The organism is Nostoc sp. PA-18-2419 (assembly GCF_005869855.1).
GTDB lineage: Bacteria > Cyanobacteriota > Cyanobacteriia > Cyanobacteriales > Nostocaceae > Nostoc.
The window spans coordinates 223686-240807 of the sequence record NZ_SZNH01000005.1 but is presented as its reverse complement, the minus strand read 5'-3'; the positions used below and the strand labels follow the sequence as shown (position 1 = coordinate 240807).

Here is a 17122-nt window from a genome sequence, read left to right as displayed (position 1 = left end):
GAGCAAAGCTGAAGACACTCCGCTAAAGCGTCAGAATTAATTCTCCTGAGTTCTGACTTTTAAGTTCTGTTCAATCTAAAATTTCAGGTCACCAGCGCGGACACTCATAGGTTGACTGGGTTGATTGCTCGACGATTGGGCGAAGTTGCTACCTGATAAAATTGCGATCGCTCGCGCATATTGCGGATCGCTGCGAGTTCCGATTAAATCTGGATTAGAAGCCAACTGCCGCTCTTGTGCCTCTGTCAAGTCTAACTTGATATCTGGCGTAATTCCTTTATGGTTGATATCTGTTCCCAAAGGTGTGTAGTAGTGAGCAATCGTGACTGCTAAGCCTGAACCATCAGCGAGTTCGTGAACTGATTGCACTAAAGCTTTACCAAAGGTTTGACCGCCAACGACTACCGCTCGCTTATTATCCTTGAGTGCGCCTGTGAGAATCTCGCTAGCACTAGCTGAATTTCCATCTACCAATACTGCCAACGGACGATTTGTCAAGGCAGTGTGATTGGCTTTAGTTTCCTCAGAATTTCCTACACGGTCAACTGTCTTCACAATGCCGCCGTTATCGTACCACATCCGAGCAATTTCAATGCTGGCTTGTAACAAACCGCCAGGGTTTCCCCGCAAATCCAACACATAAGAATCAACTTTCTTATTGCTCAAATCGCGGATGGCTCGTTGCATTTGCTCTGCGGCGTGGGCACTAAATTCCCGCAAACGGATATAGCCAATGCGTCGATTTCCTTCTTGCTTAAGGGTATAACGCACCGTTGGCACTTCTATATTAGCTCTGTTGAGCTTCAATTCAAAGGGATTTTGTCCTGAACGTTTGAGCCGTAGGCTGATGGGAGTACCAGCTTTGCCACGAATTAGTTTGGAAGCGTCATCCACTTTCATTTTTAAAGTGGGTTTGCCGTCAATGGCTAAAATTTCATCGCCTGCTTTAATTCCAGCTTTCAGGGCTGGAGAATTCTCTATGGCTTCGACAACAGTTAGGCGCTGAGTTTTGTCGTTGACTTCCATGCGAATGCCAATACCAGAGACTTCTCCAGAGGTTTGGCTAGTCAGGGCTTCAAACTGCTTGGGGTCCATAAAACGAGTATAAGGATCTCCCAAGGTTTGTAAAGCTTCGCGGATGGCAGCATAAGCTTCTTCACGAGAAGAATAGTCTCTGTTTAACAAGCTTTGCCTGGTTGCTCGCCAATCTTGTTGATTAAATTTACCATCAACATATTCATGATTTACCAGTTGCCAAACTTGGTCAACTATCGTTTTCGGGCTGTCTTGTAGACTTAGGGCTGCGCGTACACCGCGAGTCCAAGCAAAACCGAACACAGACATGGTAGCAGTTGTAGCGATCGCCCCACCAATCAAGGCTACTTGGAGCGGCGAGTAACTTTTCGCAGATTGGTTCATGTATATTGGCTGGAATAATTGTGTTTTTGACAGTTTAGCAATCAGGCTTTCTAGAAATTTTTAAGTTTTTATACCCCAAACTCAGCTATGCTTTCTTAAGCCTTTGGCATTGAATAATGCCAAAATACTGCATTAGATTATTAATAACCATTTCTGAGTTTGTTAGCCTTCTCCGGAAGGCTATACTAGCGATGTGACACTTCAATCGCCGTCATCTTTGTACTTTAGATTACTTTTATAAGATAGCACTTCAATCTCTCAATCGGAGTATTGTTGGATAGTCATCAAATCAGCTTTTTTATATTAGTCATGAAACATAAATTTATTATCAAATCATTAATTTACATTAAAAAAACTTTGGTTAATCTGTGGCAATTGTTACAAAAACTAACTGTTGGATTGTACTTTGTTTTGGGTGCTTGGTTGATTTTTTCTACTATAACCTTAGTTTCTGCTTCTTTGCAGCCAGTAGACACCTTTTTTGTGCTTGGTGGCAGTATTCGTCGAGAAACTTACATTGTCCAACAAGCAAAACAATACCCGCAAATCCCAATTTTAATTTCTCATGGTTCGCCAGATCCTTGTATATGGTTAATTTTTCAACGGGAATTCGCAAGCTTAGAAAACGTTTGGTTAGAAAAGTGTGCAAATTCTACCTTTGAAAATTTTTACTATAGTATTCCCCTACTGCGTAAATGGGGCGTACATAAAGTAAAACTGATTACCTCAGCTAGTCATTTGCCAAGAGCTAAATGGATGGCACAGATTCTTTTGGGTGCTCATGGTATTTGGGTAGAGCCAGAAATCGTTCCAGAGTTAGGTGTTCCTGGTAATCATGAATCTTGGGTCAAAACAGGACTAGATTTAACTCGCAGCTTATTTTGGGCGATTTTAAGTCAAATTATTGACCCGCAATGCCCAAACATCATCAAACTTAACGAAGTAAATATGCCATATTGGCAGAATCAAGGTTTTAAGTGCGAACATCAAGGGGGAGTGGGGAGATAGCGAGCAGGGGAGAGAATAACTAATGACTAATGACATTTAGAGCTAACTTTTCACGGGAAGTACCAAAACCCTCATCAAGCCAGGGGGTAGGGTGTAGAGAAGAACAAGAAAGTCTTACTACACCCCACACCCCACACCCCACACCCCACACCCTTGCTCAGAAGTCCACATACCGTGAAAAGTTAGCATTTAAAGCCATCGCTGCAAATCACTGCTGGTAACTTCTTTACTTATCTCCCCCTCCTCTTTGCTTAGTATTAAGATATACCAAATCCACCGCCTCCAGGAGTTTCAATTGCGAAAACATCCCCAATATTCATCTCTACCGTTGCAGTGCTATCTAAACTTTCTTCAGTTCCATTTTGACGTTGTATCCAATTGCGCCCGACTTTTCCGGCTTCCCCACCATTTAATCCAAAGGGAGGAACCAGGCGATGTCCAGAGAGAATATTAGCTGTCATCGGTTCTAAAAACCGGATCCGACGAACAACTCCATTACCACCAGAATATTTACCTCTACCACCGCTATCAGGACGCAGACTAAAGCTTTCTAAAAGTACCGGATAACGCGTTTCTAAAACTTCTGGATCGGTCAAACGGGAGTTAGTCATGTGGGAATGAATGCTATCAGTTCCATCAAAATTAATCCCGGCTCCAGAGCCGCCGCAAATAGTTTCATAGTATTGATATCGCTCATTACCAAAAGTAAAATTATTCATTGTTCCTTGAGAAGCAGCCATTACACCCAAAGCACCATATAAAGCATCAACAATAGTTTGAGAAGTTTCTACATTACCTGCTACTACCGCTGCTGGATAAGTTGGGTTTAACATACAGCCCACCGGGATAATAATTTCTAGAGGATTAAGACACCCAGCATTTAGAGGAATGTTATCGTCAACCAAAGTCCGAAATACATATAAAACTGCTGCTTGAGTTACAGCTTTGGGAGCATTAAAATTACTATTTAATTGTCCAGAAGTTCCAGTAAAATCAATAGTAGCACTGCGATTTTCTGGGTGAATTGTCACTTTCACCTGAATTTGTGCGCCATTGTCCATTTGATAAATAAATGAACCATCCTTGAGAACTGCGATCGCCTTTCTCACTGACTCCTCAGCATTAGCTTGTACGAATTTCATATAAGCTTGAATAGTCTCCAGCTTGTATTGCGAAACCATTTTGTGAAGTTCTTGAACTCCCCTTTCATTGGCAGCGATTTGGGCTTGAAAATCTGCTATATTTTGGTCAGGATTCCGAGCTGGATAAGTATGATTTGAAAGGTAATATCTGACTGCGGTTTCTCGAAAATTTCCTTCTTCAATCAAAAGAAAGTTATCAAAAAGAATTCCTTCTTCTTCTACTGTCGTACTGTGGGGAGGCATAGAACCGGGAGTAATTCCGCCGATATCGGCTTGATGTCCGCGAGAAGCAACGTAAAAGAGCGGAGTAGAGAATAAAATATTTTCACTACTTTGCAAAAATACAGGAGTAATTGCAGTTACATCAGGGAGATGTGTTCCACCGTTATAGGGGTTATTTGATAAATAGACATTTCCTGGTTTTATAGTGTCGCCTTTATCATTAATTAAACTGCGGACACTTTCACTCATTGAGCCTAAATGTACGGGAATGTGGGGAGCATTCGCTACTAATAATCCAGAAGAGTCAAAGATAGCGCAGGAAAAATCTAGTCTTTCTTTGATATTTACTGATGTTGCCGTGTTTTGTAACACAATTCCCATTTGTTCGGCAATAAATTGATAGAGGTTTTTGAATATTTCTAAGCGAACGGGATCGGGTTTAGATGTTGTATACATTTTTAATTTATTAAAAAATTGTGTCCTAAGTGCTTAAATATTTTTTTATGCATTGAAGTATTTACTGTCTACTTGCACGAAAGCGAAATGTGCAAAATTTCGCCGATTGTAGAGAATCCTGAACGAGTGTAAATTCGCACTTCCTCTTGATGTGCAGCCATCAGAAATGCCATCGTAATACCTGCATCGAAAGCTTCTTGCACTAGGCGGGTTGTTAAGGCTCCTGCTATACCGCGTCGGCGAAAAGCTACACGCACACCGATACCAGCGATTTCTGTTGTCTGATTTATCGGCACGGAACATACTCCAACTCCCACAGGCTCGCCTGTTGTAACAACACGAGCAAGTACAGCAATTCCACCTGCTGCTAGGCTATTGCTAAGACGTTTAATATCTTCAGGGCTTGGTGCGGACTCTCCATAAGCCTCGTTTTGCACTGTAACTGTAGCAAGTATTTCAGCATCCGAAACAGGTACAATTAATTCGATGTCCGAGGGAACAGGAAGCAATTGCTCTAAACCAGGAGTGCAAATCATCAGTGGCAGGCGTCCCTCAACAGTGAAAGCAGCAGTTACTAGTGCCTCCTCGACAGCAGGCGCTAGGGAAGCAATGTATTCCAAACGCGGTTTTCGTCCGCGACTTTCATAAGCAGCGATTAGTGCCTTAATCTCGGTAAGTGAGGGTGTGGCTGCATCGTTAGGGATGGCATAGTTAAGAAAAGGATTGGCGCTATAACGGTTAAAACTAGCGAGGAAAGATCCAATCTGCTGCGTATCGCGTTGCTTGCTCGCCGCGAAGCGTAAATATGACTGAATGCGAGACTCCATAAATGAATAGCCTTTTGATTAGAAAACCGTGTTGAGGTTAGTGTAACGAGAGTGAGTTTTTTATAGCAAAACAGCCAGTTTATAGACGTTCTAAAATTAGATGGTTCCCTTGAGTTAATCTGGCTTGCCATAATGGTTCAACTACAATCGTGCTAATTTTTTCGACAATAATTGCAGTTCCAATAATCTTATCTTCTGGCTGTAAATCTTCACGTCGATAAACAGGTGTATCATGCCATGTATTAGCAGTAAACATCTTGACTATCTCAACAGATTTAGGAGCTTCATCTATCAAACGGGTACGAGTAATTAAAGGTTCTTCTGGTGTATCCATCTTCTGAATTACTTCCACTAATACAGATTCGACAATTAAGGCTTTCTCTGATTGAATGAAACCATAACGAGATTGATGCTCAGTTTCAAATTTTTGTTGCATTACTGCTACTTCATCGGCAAAATCTACGGTCAAGATAGAGTTAGTACCTTCATATTTTAAATTAGCTTTGCAGACTACTTCTATTTCAGGGGGTGCTTGATTTATTTTACTTATAGCTTGGGTCAACAAATATTCTATTAACTGTTGTAATTTAGGAATTAATGTTTGAGTTAAAGGTTGTTCAACTCCTGCTTCTCTAATTGCTCTGACATCAGCTAAGCCCATTCCATAAGCAGAGAGAACGCCAGCATAAGGATGTAGAAATATTTTTTTAATTCCCAAAGTATCCGCAATTAAGCAAGCAACTTGCCCACCCGCACCACCAAAACAACACAGTACATATTTAGTGACATCATAACCACGTTGGAGGCTGATTTTTTTAATTGCATTTGCCATATTATCGACTGCGATCGCTATAAATCCAGCCGCTACTTGTTCTGGTGTACAATTATTTCTTGTAGCAGAGATAATTTCTTGGGTTAATTGTGTAAATTTCTGAATAACAATATCTTTATCTAAAGGTAAATTACCATCAATTCCAAAAACTGAGGGAAAATATTGCGGGTGGATTTTGCCTAACATCACATTAGCATCAGTAACTGTTAATGGCCCCCCACGACGAGAACAAGCAGGGCCAGGAATTGAACCAGCAGATTTAGGACCGACACGATAACTAGAACCATCAAAAAACAGAATTGAACCACCGCCAGCCGCAATAGTATTAATTGCTAATACCGGAACTCGCATCCGCGCCCCAGCAATTTCTGAATCTAATTGTCGTTCGTACTCTCCTTGAAAATGAGCAACATCTGTACTTGTTCCTCCCATATCAAAGGTAATTATTAACTCAAATCCTGCTCTTTTACTAGTTTTAACTGCACCAACAATACCCCCAGCAGGGCCACTTAAAATACTATCTTTTCCTTGAAATTGTTCGGCTGCAACCAAACCACCATCAGATTTCATGAACATTAATTTTACTTGCGGTAACTGACTCGCTACTTGGTTAACGTAACGACGTAAAATAGGAGTTAAATAAGCATCGACTACTGTTGTATCGCCGCGGCTGACTAATTTCATTAACGGACTAACTTGATGAGATATAGATATTTGATTAAAGCCGATTTCTTGGGCGATTGCTGCTACTTGTTGTTCGTGCTTGGGATAGCGATCGCTGTGCATAAAAACAATAGCACAACTCCTAATTCCTGTGTGATAAACTGCTTGTAAGTCACTTTTTACTTGTTCGATATCGACTACGATTAATTCATTTCCTTTGGCATCGTAACGTTCATCTACTTCAATTACCTGTTCGTAAAGCATAGTTGGTAAAACTATCTGACGAGCAAAGATGTGAGGACGATTTTGGTAGCCAATTCGTAGCGCATCTTTAAACCCTTTAGTAATTATAAGAAGGACGCGATCGCCTTTTCTTTCCAACAGTGCATTTGTCGCTACTGTTGTCCCCATTTTTATGACTTCTATTGCTTTATCAGAAATAGGTTCTTCAGTTGAAATACCGATAATATCTCGAATACCTTGAATAGCGGCATCTTGATATTGTTCGGGATTTTCTGAAAGTAGTTTGTAAACTATAATCCATTGCCGATTAGGCAGCGGAACAATTAAAAATCGTTCAAGATGTTTTGATAGTCTGTCTATAATTTCTTGGTTGTTAGTAACAGCAACAATATCTGTAAATGTACCACCTCTGTCTGCAAAAACTTTCAACATCGCTCTGTTTCCTCAATGCCTATAAGTAGATTAACAATAGGATGTAGCGTGTTTCTACTTCGGGCGCACAAAAATTTAAAGACAACTGTCGAAAATTAAGCTTAAGAAAAACAAGTAAATAATAACTCATCGCTTGAATTTAACAATGAGCGCATTAATATGATATTGGTAACGTGGGGCGATCGCTTTATCAAAAACTTCGTATCGATTGAGGTAAATTTATAGCAGTCAGATTGCTTATACATCTACTGCAATGATTGATTAGGTCTTTTGAGCAATGATATAAACATGATTTTCTGGATATTGGTCATATTCTAGATGGCGGCATGTACAGTGATGCTCATTAAGAATTCGCACCAAAGCATCTACCCCCAAAGTGCTATACTCAAAGTTCTGACCTTGAAATGTCCCGGAAATTTCGCTGTTTATATGTCCACCACCACAAGTGAACAGCAGTACTCCATCAGGTTCAAGAGCATCGCATAACTTTTTCATAACAGGCTCTTGCATATTTAGCGGCAGATGAAAAGTGCTGTCCCAAGCAGAAATTAAGCTGTAAAGTTTCGGAGGAATCCAACAACAGATGTCTTCGGTGTAAAACTTGATATTTCGATGCAGTTGCTTGGCTAAATTTATCATTTCTGTGGAAATATCAAGTCCTTCAGTCTGAAATCCATGCTTGGATAAGATGTTAATAAAACGTCCACTACTTCCACACCCTACGTCAATAGCTGAGTACCGCTTAGAAGTAAATTTGATAGCCCGCTCCAATTGTGCGATCCCGTATGGCGAATCTTGATGCTTAATCTGCCACCATTGGGCAATTTGATCGTATTGAGTGGCTGTAGCATTCGGGTTCATGATGATCTGATACCTAACTCAATTAATTGAAATTCGTTTTAAATCTTGTAAAACTGTGGCGGCTGATTGATAGCGATCGCTAAAATGATAACAAACCATTTTATCTAAAATTACTGCTAATTCTTGGCTAACTCGTGCTGTTTGTCGCCACATCACATTACCCGTTTCTGGATCTGGATGGAGTTCCTGTGGTGGTATTCCAGTTATCGCTTGAATAGCAATCATTCCTAAAGCGTAAATATCACTGCACAAGCGGGGATGACCGGCAAATTGTTCTGGAGGTGCATAACCCCGCGTCCCAATGGCTACTGTTGCTAATTCTGTTTGCTCGCTACTCGGTGGGTGCATCAATTTTACAGCCCCAAAGTCAATCAATACTAACTGATTATCTTCAGTGCGTCTAATAATATTAGTCGGTTTAATATCACGATGAATCACTCGATGTTGATGAACAAATACCAAAATTTCCAAAACTTCTTTGAGCATTTCAATCACAAATAACTCGTTTTTTAAGTGATGCACAGGTGGCAATTCTTCACTTAAAGTATGTCCTTCAATATATTCTTGAATTAAATAAAATTCTTGGTTATCTTCAAAATAAGCAAGTAGTTCTGGGATTTGATGATATTTACCCAAAGTTTCTAAAATTTCTGCTTCACTGTGAAATAACCTGCGAGCAACTTGTAAAAATCTACTATCTTGGCGAGCTGGCATTAATTTTTTCACAACACAAGTCGGATTACCTGGTCGTTGAGTATCTCGTGCTAAATAAGTGCGACCAAATCCACCTGCACCCAAGACTTTTGAGATTTGGTAACGTCCACTCAAAAGTAAATCTCCAGATTTTGTTTGTGGTGAATCGATTGTGGGAGGAAAATCTAGCTCTGAATCTGGAAGTGCTGTTTTGTCTTCTAAGAGTAGATTTAATTGGGCGATCGCTGCTTGTTGTTTTTCAACTTGGAGAATAATTACCTGAGTCTGCCGCTGATTTTGATAATTAGTATAAGCCATGACGCTGATAATACTAATTGTGAAAGCCAAGCCAGAGGGAATTAACGGTATCCATCCGGCTTGCAGAAACAAAATCATGCAGATTCCCACTAATACAACTAGGGTTACCCCTCCCACGATTAGCAAAAGTAACGGATTTCGCCACCGCCATGCTAAAGTACTACCTAAAACCGCCCAGCCCCACACCCAAATTAGTTCTACCCAGTCAGACCAGTACCAAATTAAAGGTCGCCCATCCAAGACTGTACCAATCAATTGACTCGCTATCTGGGCATGAATAAACAGAGCAGGCATTCTCGCTGGTTGATCTGGTAAACTGCTGTAAGGTGTGTAAAAGCTACCTGGAACCAAGCTAGCTGAGGTAGTGCCGATAATTACCAGACGGTCTTTAAATAAACTGGGATTAACGCGATCGCTCAGAACTTCCGTTAGAGTTACTTGAGAGGCGAGGTTATTGGGGTGACGGTAATTTAATAATATTTGATAACCATCTGCATCCAAATCTTGATAACCACCAGAATTAGATTTTAGACGTGGAAAAATAATTTTACCTAACTGAAAATCTCCTTTATCTGTAAATTTATATTCAATGCCTTGTTTTTCCAAATAATTAATTGCAATTAACGCTCCAAATGCAAATGATGTTGTACATTTATCATCTGTAGAATGAGCAAATAGCAAACTGCGGCGGAGAATTTGGTCGTTTTCATTATCAGCAACTACATCGCTAAACCCAACATTATCTATGGAAAAATTTGGCGGTGGGGGAATTTCAGATCTACCGACGCTGCTAAACAAGCAAGTGCCAATAATATTGTCTTGATTTTGCTTTGTTGCTAAATTTTTATCTTCTGGACGAAAAAGATATAAACCAACAATACGCGGTTGATAAGACTCGATTTTTTGTAAAAGTTGATTAATTTTAGTATCTGACAGCTGCCATTTTTCTCGTTGCAGATCCTCGTCAGTGATTTTGACCAGCAAAATCCGCCCATCGGGCGCTTCCCTCGGACGCGATCGCAACATCTGGTCATAAGCTCTTAACTCCCAAGCCTGCAACCATTTGAGTTCGCGAATTCCCCAGATCAGGGCGGTAACTCCCACACTGCTAACCAAAATAATTTGCAGCCAACTATTGCCCAAAGATGTTTGACGCAAATCCCGATCATTAACAAACGAGACACGCAGTTTTTTTAAAAGTCCACTAATCACGACGTTGCGGCGGTAGCCTGAATAGAGTAAATCGCTCTAAATTTAATGTAGCAATTTACTTGCTGATTCGAGCTGTTGATATAGCCCCACCTTGAAAGCCTTGCCTTGTGCTTACCCTGGCAGGGGGCAGGGAGAGAAAGAGTTTGAGCTTTATTTACTTTTATTCACACAGTTTAGTTTTATTGCACTGATTTATTTAAAAGACACCTTATACAATTAACAGACTCTTGTTTATTGACCGCCTTATCGTGCTAAATTACTAAAGCTTGGGGTTGGGAAACTCCGGTGAAATTCCGGGACTGTGCCGCAACTGTGATGGAATCGCCTAAGTCAGAATGCCAACTCTCAGGATGTCCTCAGGACAGACCACCGTCTACTTTCTGCGTTGCACAAGGAAGGAGTTTTCAGTTTGGTTTCTGGATTTGCTACTTGTCCTGGCTTGTTTTATGCCACACCCGCTGAAGACGGTATCCTATCTCGCATGAGAATTCCAGGTGGGATGATTAATAGCGAACAGTGCCGCGCGATTGCAGAGATAGCAGAACTGCACGGCGGCGGCTATGTAGATGTGACCAATCGAGCTAACTTGCAAATCCGCGAAATCCGCACTCTTATCGATTCTAAAGTTCTCAACCGTCTACAGAATATCGGACTCGGTTGTTGTAATACCGATGTAGACCAGATCCGGAATATTATGACCAGCCCAACTGCTGGTATCGACTCCCAAGAATTAATCGACACTCGTCCTTTTGTCCAAGCTTGGGATAATTATCTGGCGACACATCCAGCCTTATCAGCACTGTCAGCAAAATTTAGCGTTTGCTTTGATGGTGGTGGCATAGTTCAAGTATGCGATCGCCTAAATGATATCCTATTTGCTGCTGTTTTAGTTGACGGTGATGTTTACTTCCGTCTCCATTTGAGTGTAGGCGCGAAGGGACAACCGCCCAGCGATACGAAAATTTTGTTACTACCAAATGATTGTTTACCCATCTTAGCAGCTTTGGCAGATGTCTATCTCAATCATAGTGATATTAATAATCAGCGGCGGCTACGTTTGAGAGACTTATTAAATACTTTGGGTTGCGAAAATTATCTTCAGCAAGTTCAGCAACGTCTAACTTTTCCTCTTAACCGCAGTGAAACATGCCCAACTGCACAGAGAATAGATACTAAATATCAGCATATTGGCATCCATCCCCAACGCCAGAAAGGATTATTTTACATTGGTGTCGTCTTACCTCTGGGACGAATCGAGAGTAGACAGATGCAGGGTTTAGCAGATTTAGCAGCAAAATACGGCAGTGAAATCAGGCTAACCCCCTGGCAGAATTTGCTCCTAACGGATATTCCTCAGCAAAAGCTTATCGATGTTCAAAATGAAATTACTATCTTAGGATTAAATACCTCAGCAACAAACATCAAGAGTGGATTAGTTGCCTGTTCTGGTAATAAAGGTTGTGCCGCTTCTGCCACCGATACCAAAAGTCATGCATTGGCATTGGCAAAATATCTTGAAAGCCTCACTCTCGAACACCCAATTAATATCCACTTTACTGGCTGCCAAAAATCCTGCGCCCAACATAGCCAAAGTGATATCACCCTACTCGGTGTCAACTTTGAGGTAGACAATCAAACAGTCGAAGCCTATCACGTTTATCTTAGTGACAGCAACAGCAGCTATAAATTCGGTCGTCAACTATACCAATATGTCACCTTCCCCGAACTACCCGCATTAATAGAGAAAATCATAAAAATGTATAAAATATAACAACTTTAACCAGCCCAACCCCATCTAAAATCTCTATTTCTCTCTGCGCCTCTGCGTGCAAATTCATTACTCTCCACTATGACCGACTACATCCGAGACGCCAATGAAATTTACCGTAACTCCTTTGCCATTATCCGGTCAGAAGCCAACCTAGATGTAGTGCCGCCAGATGTAGCAAAAATAGCAGTGCGTCTGATTCACGCCTGTGGAATGACGGATATCGTTAATGACTTGGGATATTCACTAACAGCAGTGCAGTCTGCAAGGGCAGCACTAGCAGCAGGAGCGCCAATTCTCTGCGATTGCCGAATGGTTGCTGAAGGCGTTACCAGGCGGCGGTTGTCTGCAAACAATCAAGTTATCTGTACCCTCAACAATCCTGAAGTGCCAGAGATGGCCAAAAGTCTTGATACCACAAGGTCGGCAGCAGCTTTAGAATTATGGCGATCGCACCTCGAAGGAGCAGTAGTAGCAATTGGCAATGCCCCCACCGCCCTATTTAGGCTATTAGAAATGCTCGATGATGGAGCGCCGAAGCCTGCTATAATATTAGGCTTTCCAGTGGGTTTCGTTGGTGCAGCCGAATCGAAAGCGGCATTGGCAGCAGATAGCAGAAATGTACCATTTTTGACATTACACGGTCGGCGCGGTGGCAGTGCGATCGCCGCCGCCGCAGTTAACGCCTTGGCAACGGAGGAAGAATAATGAATACCAAAGGTCGTCTTTATGGAATTGGTGTAGGGCCAGGCGATCCAGAATTATTGACTCTCAAAGCACTGCGGTTATTGCGTGCGGCTCCTGTGGTAGCCTATCAATCAGCCACAGATCGGGAGAGTATTGCCAGAGCGATCGTGGCGCAGTATTTAACTGGGGAGCAAATCGAGGTCTTATTTCACCTCCCCCGTGCTTTGGAACCAGAAAAAGCCAAATCTATTTACGACAAAGAAGTTGAACCAATCGCCGCTCATTTAGCAGCAGGTCGAGATGTCGTAGTGTTATGTGAAGGTGACCCCTTTTTCTACGGCTCCTTCATGTACCTGTTCACCCGATTATGTGACGAGTACCAAACAGAAGTTGTCCCTGGAGTTTCCTCACTGATGGCTTGTCCAGTCGCCTTGGGTATACCTTTTACCTACTACAATGATATTCTCACAGTCCTGCCTGCCCCACTGCCAGCAGAAGAACTGACTACACAATTACTAATGACCGATGCAGCAGCGATTATGAAACTAGGTCGTCACTTTACTAAAGTGCGAGACATTCTGCATAAATTAGGACTAGCATCGCGGGCAAGATATATTGAGCGGGCAACAATGACACAGCAGCGTATTATACCCTTGGATGAAGTTGACCCCGCAGAAGTACCTTATTTTGCAATGATTGTAATTCCGACTAAAAATCGACTATAGAACTCTTATTTCAAAGAAACTCAAAAAAGTTTGGCGCAACCTCACATGAACCTATCCCACTAATCTAAAAATCCCTACTTCTTTTTGGAAAATATGCTTGAAAACCTGAATTTTTAGTTTTCATTTTTGAATAAGCTTAGCTTTGTAGCACAAATATTATTAGTGGGATAGGTTCATATTTCGGACGCTGGGAGCGTAAAGGGGTATGGCAAAAAATTCATTCAGTAAAGACTACGAATATCATCTCCAAACATGTGAAACAATGATATACGCCGCTATAATGCATCTTATGTTACGTCGATTAGCCCGTAATCATAGTCGCTCAACCGCTTAAGAATTATTTTATAAACACCCTCTAAGACCAATCAAGAGATACGAGTCCAAGATACGGCATTTTTGAGTGAAGTTGGAAGCCCATGGTTTAGTGTTAAGTCAGTGTGGGTAATTCACCCCAAAAAACAAGGGCTTTGAAGCCCCGCCTTTAAAGACGAGCGTTTTAGGCAAGTATTTAAACCTTGCCCAAAACCTACTCTGTTCCCTGTTCCTCGTTAAAAGCATAAATTCATCTTCACAAGCGTTGTAGCAAATTCAAACCGTGGGTATCAGTACCACAGGTATTGAAAAGAAGATATTCATTAGCTAATTTTTGCACTTGTTCTGATTCCAAGGCGCTGGGTTTCCAGGGATTGGGATTATTGTAGGCGTAGAAAGCTTCTACACCATCGATACCCTTTTTGGCCGCAGCTGGAATTAAGTCAAAATGCGATCGCTTGTAACGCGCAGGATGAGCCAAAACTGCCAATCCTCCAGCTTCATGAATCGCAGCAATCACATTACTTGCTTGATATTCTTTGCCTGTAGTCGCCCTTCTTTGCAGATAGGGTTTGATGCTAGGGTGTTCTAGCTCGAAAGCATAACCCAAAATGTGAACTTCTATGTCTAAAAGGTTGGCATTGATTTCCACACCACTCCACAATAGAGGAGTACTTGCACCGGGATTATTCCACCTCCAATCCTCTAACCAAGCTTGTGCCGCTTGATAGCCGCTAATACAATGATGATCGGTAATCGCTAACCCTTTTAACCCAATTGCGATCGCCTGCTCCATCAATGCACTTGGCTGCAACCTCCCATCTGAATGGACAGTGTGCATGTGAAAGTTGAATAACCTGGGACAACTGTGTGCATCAATGTTCTGGAATACTTGCTTCAACTGTTCTTTTGAAGCACTAGTGCGGGCCAAATTTACAACCATAACCCTCTCTAAACAAAAATATATATTCCTAACACACTAAAACGCCACACCTACAGATGAGAAATACTCAGGACTGTAAATTAGTGTTGACAGCTAATTTCTCAGCTTTATTAGCAAATTTTTCGATATGTTAAGACTACGTTAGCAAATCTCAACGTTAGTAGTCATCAATAGTTTAAATTACCTGGAAATTTTAAGTAGTAATAAATATTGCATATCAAATTTAGGGAACTCCAAGAAATAAAAAGAATCTTTGAAGTTGCTGAGTGTTGATTGATGGCTATTGACTGATGACTGTTGAGTGTCCGGCAGCAGGATATTTTTTAGAAAGGAAGTCCCTTAATCATCTGCCTATACTAGCTGTGTAAATAATTTAGAGAGTAAATCTTTAGTAGAGAAAATTACTCTGCTAAATTAAAAAGAAAATTTACATTACATATAAAAAATATTTATTTAAATGGTAATCCTACTAATTCTCCCGAACCTGTAATGACTTCCCCGATCGCCAATGCTGGAATTTCATGCGATTGAAAATGGTTAATTGTCTGCTCTACTTCATCGGGTGACACCAGCAATACAAATCCAATTCCCATATTGAATGTATTGTACATGGCTTGGGAGTTGACTTCTCCTACTTCAGCTAACCACTGAAATATAGGGGGAATATTCCAACTGTTGGGGTCAATTTTAATCGCTTGAGCTTTTGCTAAACATCTAGGCAAATTTTCTGGCAAACCACCACCTGTGATGTGAGCCATACCATGAATTGACAAACCTGCTTGCAGTGCTGCTAAAACCGATTTGACATAAATCCGCGTGGGTTTAAGGAAAGTTTCGCCGATAGTTTCGCCACCTAACAATTGTGGAGTATCGCTCCAAGCAAAGTTGCGATCGCTAACAATCTTTCGGACTAAACTCAAACCATTACTGTGTACACCTGTACTAGCGAGAGCGATCGCTACATCTCCTACTTGTACTTGCGAACCGTCCAACATCTGACTTTTTTCGACAATTCCCACACAAAATCCAGCCAAATCATACTCACCCACCTGGTAAAAACCTGGCATTTCTGCCGTTTCTCCCCCCAATAAAGCGCAACCAGCTTGCTTACATCCAGAACTTATACCTGCAACTACATCAATTAATTGCTCTTTGTCCAACTTCCCAGTTGCCAGATAATCTAAAAAAAACAGCGGTTGGGCACCAGATGTCAGCACATCATTCACACACATCGCCACTAAATCAATCCCCACAGTATCATGGCGGTTGAGCATGTGAGCGATTTTCAGCTTAGTACCTACACCATCTGTTCCAGAGACCAAAACAGGTTCCTTAAAACCTCTTGGTAGTTGAAAGCAGCCGCCAAAACCACCTAGTCCACCAATTACTTCTGGTCTGAAAGTACTGTGAACCAAGTTGCGAATTTGATTTACAAAGTCTCGACCAGCCTCGACATCAACTCCTGCATCCCGATAATCCATTCGTGACTACACCTTTATTAATTTCAGTTAGAAATCAGAAATTACCAAAATTCCTAACTCTTGGAAAGACTTGAGTTAATCGCGTTTCTTTAAAATACCTCATCTTCAATGCCCCGCCACCATTCCCCTAAATTCATCAAGTCTTGGTAAATATCTTCTAATTCTTTACTGTAAGCATCGTCTGTAAGTGTAGCTCGACGCTCTTGCAGTTTTTTTAGGCGTAGTTGAACCAATAACCAAGGTTTACTGATACCATTCGTTGCTTCGATGTATTGCGCTAATTCTTTACTATCCATATATTTTGATTTTCATCTTACTGTCTTTAAGATACAGGAGGCAGCCCCTGCGGGGAAGTAATAAGTCAAAAGTCAAAACTTAAAAGTCATATAGTCTCTTTTTAATAAAGAAAATATCTTCAAATCATGGAATTGTCCTTTCCAAAATCCGTATTCTCTTAAAGTTCCTTCTTCTACAAATCTCAAATTGCCTAACAATTTGATAGAGGCAGTATTTTCTAGCATGACAAATGCTTCAATTCGATTTAAATTCAACTGATGAAAACCCCAGTGAATGATAGTTCTTAAAGCTTCTGTCATTAAGCCTTTTCTCCAATATCCTCTTGCCAGTTCATAGCCAATTTCTACCTGAAAGTGGTTTTTAATACTATAGCCACAGGAACCAATAATTATATTGTCTTCTTTCTTTGCTATTCCCCAGCGAATACCTTGTTGATTTTTAAACCTGTCTGCACGGCGCTCAATTATAAACTGAACTTGCTCTAAACTAGTGGCAGTTTCTAAATCATGATACTTCGTTACTTCATCATCTGCAAAAATCTGAAAAATTGCTGGCACATCAGCTAGTTTTGTTTCCCGCAA

Annotated in this window: 15 protein-coding genes and 1 riboswitch; of the genes, 5 read left to right on the top strand and 10 right to left on the bottom strand. The window is 41.1% G+C overall.

All coding sequences use genetic code 11. The features are described 5' to 3' along the window. Positions 1-75 precede the first annotated feature (75 nt). Complete coding sequence (gene ctpB, locus FCR06_RS07960) at positions 76-1419, bottom strand: carboxyl-terminal processing protease CtpB (protein ID WP_138498336.1); 1344 nt, start codon at positions 1417-1419, stop codon at positions 76-78. 309 nt (positions 1420-1728) lie between these two features. On the opposite strand from ctpB, the gene FCR06_RS07955 reads away from it, so the two are divergent. Together FCR06_RS07955 and FCR06_RS07950 are read left to right on the top strand one after the other, a co-directional pair. Beyond that, positions 1729-2427 carry a YdcF family protein gene (locus FCR06_RS07955; protein WP_138498335.1) on the top strand — a complete coding sequence of 233 codons (699 nt, stop codon included), beginning with the start codon at positions 1729-1731 and terminating at the stop codon, positions 2425-2427. A gap of 29 nt (positions 2428-2456) precedes the next feature. Next, positions 2457-2648 (top strand): hypothetical protein, encoded by a 192-nt coding sequence (locus tag FCR06_RS07950; RefSeq protein ID WP_138498333.1) that lies wholly within the window; start codon positions 2457-2459, stop codon positions 2646-2648. A 36-nt stretch (positions 2649-2684) separates the two neighbouring features. Here the strand turns inward: FCR06_RS07950 and FCR06_RS07945 are convergent, their stop codons facing one another. The 5 genes from FCR06_RS07945 to FCR06_RS07925 form a co-directional block, all read right to left on the bottom strand. After that, positions 2685-4247 (bottom strand): hydantoinase B/oxoprolinase family protein, encoded by a 1563-nt coding sequence (locus FCR06_RS07945; RefSeq protein WP_138498331.1) that lies wholly within the window; start codon positions 4245-4247, stop codon positions 2685-2687. Positions 4248-4315: 68 nt separating this feature from the next. Further along, the gene (locus tag FCR06_RS07940) at positions 4316-5074 is read right to left on the bottom strand and encodes a GNAT family N-acetyltransferase (protein WP_138498329.1); all 759 of its coding nucleotides are present in this window, start codon (positions 5072-5074) and stop codon (positions 4316-4318) included. Positions 5075-5153: 79 nt separating this feature from the next. Then, positions 5154-7244: a hydantoinase/oxoprolinase family protein gene (locus tag FCR06_RS07935; RefSeq protein WP_138498327.1), complete on the bottom strand. Its 2091-nt coding sequence runs from the start codon at positions 7242-7244 to the stop codon at positions 5154-5156. A gap of 261 nt (positions 7245-7505) precedes the next feature. Continuing rightward, complete coding sequence (locus FCR06_RS07930) at positions 7506-8105, bottom strand: class I SAM-dependent DNA methyltransferase (RefSeq protein ID WP_138498325.1); 600 nt, start codon at positions 8103-8105, stop codon at positions 7506-7508. An 18-nt stretch (positions 8106-8123) separates the two neighbouring features. Further along, a complete protein-coding gene (locus tag FCR06_RS07925) occupies positions 8124-10328 on the bottom strand; it encodes a CHASE2 domain-containing protein (protein WP_138498323.1) in 2205 nt (734 codons plus the stop codon). 229 nt (positions 10329-10557) lie between these two features. Further along, positions 10558-10690: riboswitch (cobalamin riboswitch) on the top strand. A 47-nt stretch (positions 10691-10737) separates the two neighbouring features. Here FCR06_RS07925 and cobG point away from each other — a divergent pair. The 3 genes from cobG to FCR06_RS07915 all read left to right on the top strand — a co-directional run bounded on the left by cobG (position 10738) and on the right by FCR06_RS07915 (position 13508). Continuing rightward, a complete protein-coding gene (gene cobG / locus FCR06_RS07920) occupies positions 10738-12099 on the top strand; it encodes a precorrin-3B synthase (RefSeq protein ID WP_223280073.1) in 1362 nt (453 codons plus the stop codon). A gap of 78 nt (positions 12100-12177) precedes the next feature. After that, positions 12178-12804: a precorrin-8X methylmutase gene (locus FCR06_RS33430; protein WP_223280072.1), complete on the top strand. Its 627-nt coding sequence runs from the start codon at positions 12178-12180 to the stop codon at positions 12802-12804. Further along, positions 12804-13508: a precorrin-2 C(20)-methyltransferase gene (locus FCR06_RS07915; protein ID WP_138498321.1), complete on the top strand. Its 705-nt coding sequence runs from the start codon at positions 12804-12806 to the stop codon at positions 13506-13508. The genes FCR06_RS33430 and FCR06_RS07915 overlap by 1 nt, the downstream gene beginning before the upstream one ends. 568 nt (positions 13509-14076) lie before the next feature. On the opposite strand, the gene FCR06_RS07905 is transcribed toward FCR06_RS07915, so the two are convergent. From FCR06_RS07905 to FCR06_RS07890, 4 genes are all read right to left on the bottom strand, one after another. Beyond that, entirely contained in the window at positions 14077-14763 is a 687-nt protein-coding gene (locus FCR06_RS07905) for a PHP domain-containing protein (protein ID WP_138498319.1), read from the bottom strand. Positions 14764-15212: 449 nt separating this feature from the next. Next, positions 15213-16244 (bottom strand): phosphoribosylformylglycinamidine cyclo-ligase, encoded by a 1032-nt coding sequence (gene purM, locus FCR06_RS07900; protein WP_138498317.1) that lies wholly within the window; start codon positions 16242-16244, stop codon positions 15213-15215. An 89-nt stretch (positions 16245-16333) separates the two neighbouring features. Further along, entirely contained in the window at positions 16334-16540 is a 207-nt protein-coding gene (locus FCR06_RS07895; protein ID WP_138498315.1) for a hypothetical protein, read from the bottom strand. A gap of 72 nt (positions 16541-16612) precedes the next feature. Further along, positions 16613-17122: a GNAT family N-acetyltransferase gene (locus tag FCR06_RS07890; protein ID WP_262984657.1), complete on the bottom strand. Its 510-nt coding sequence runs from the start codon at positions 17120-17122 to the stop codon at positions 16613-16615.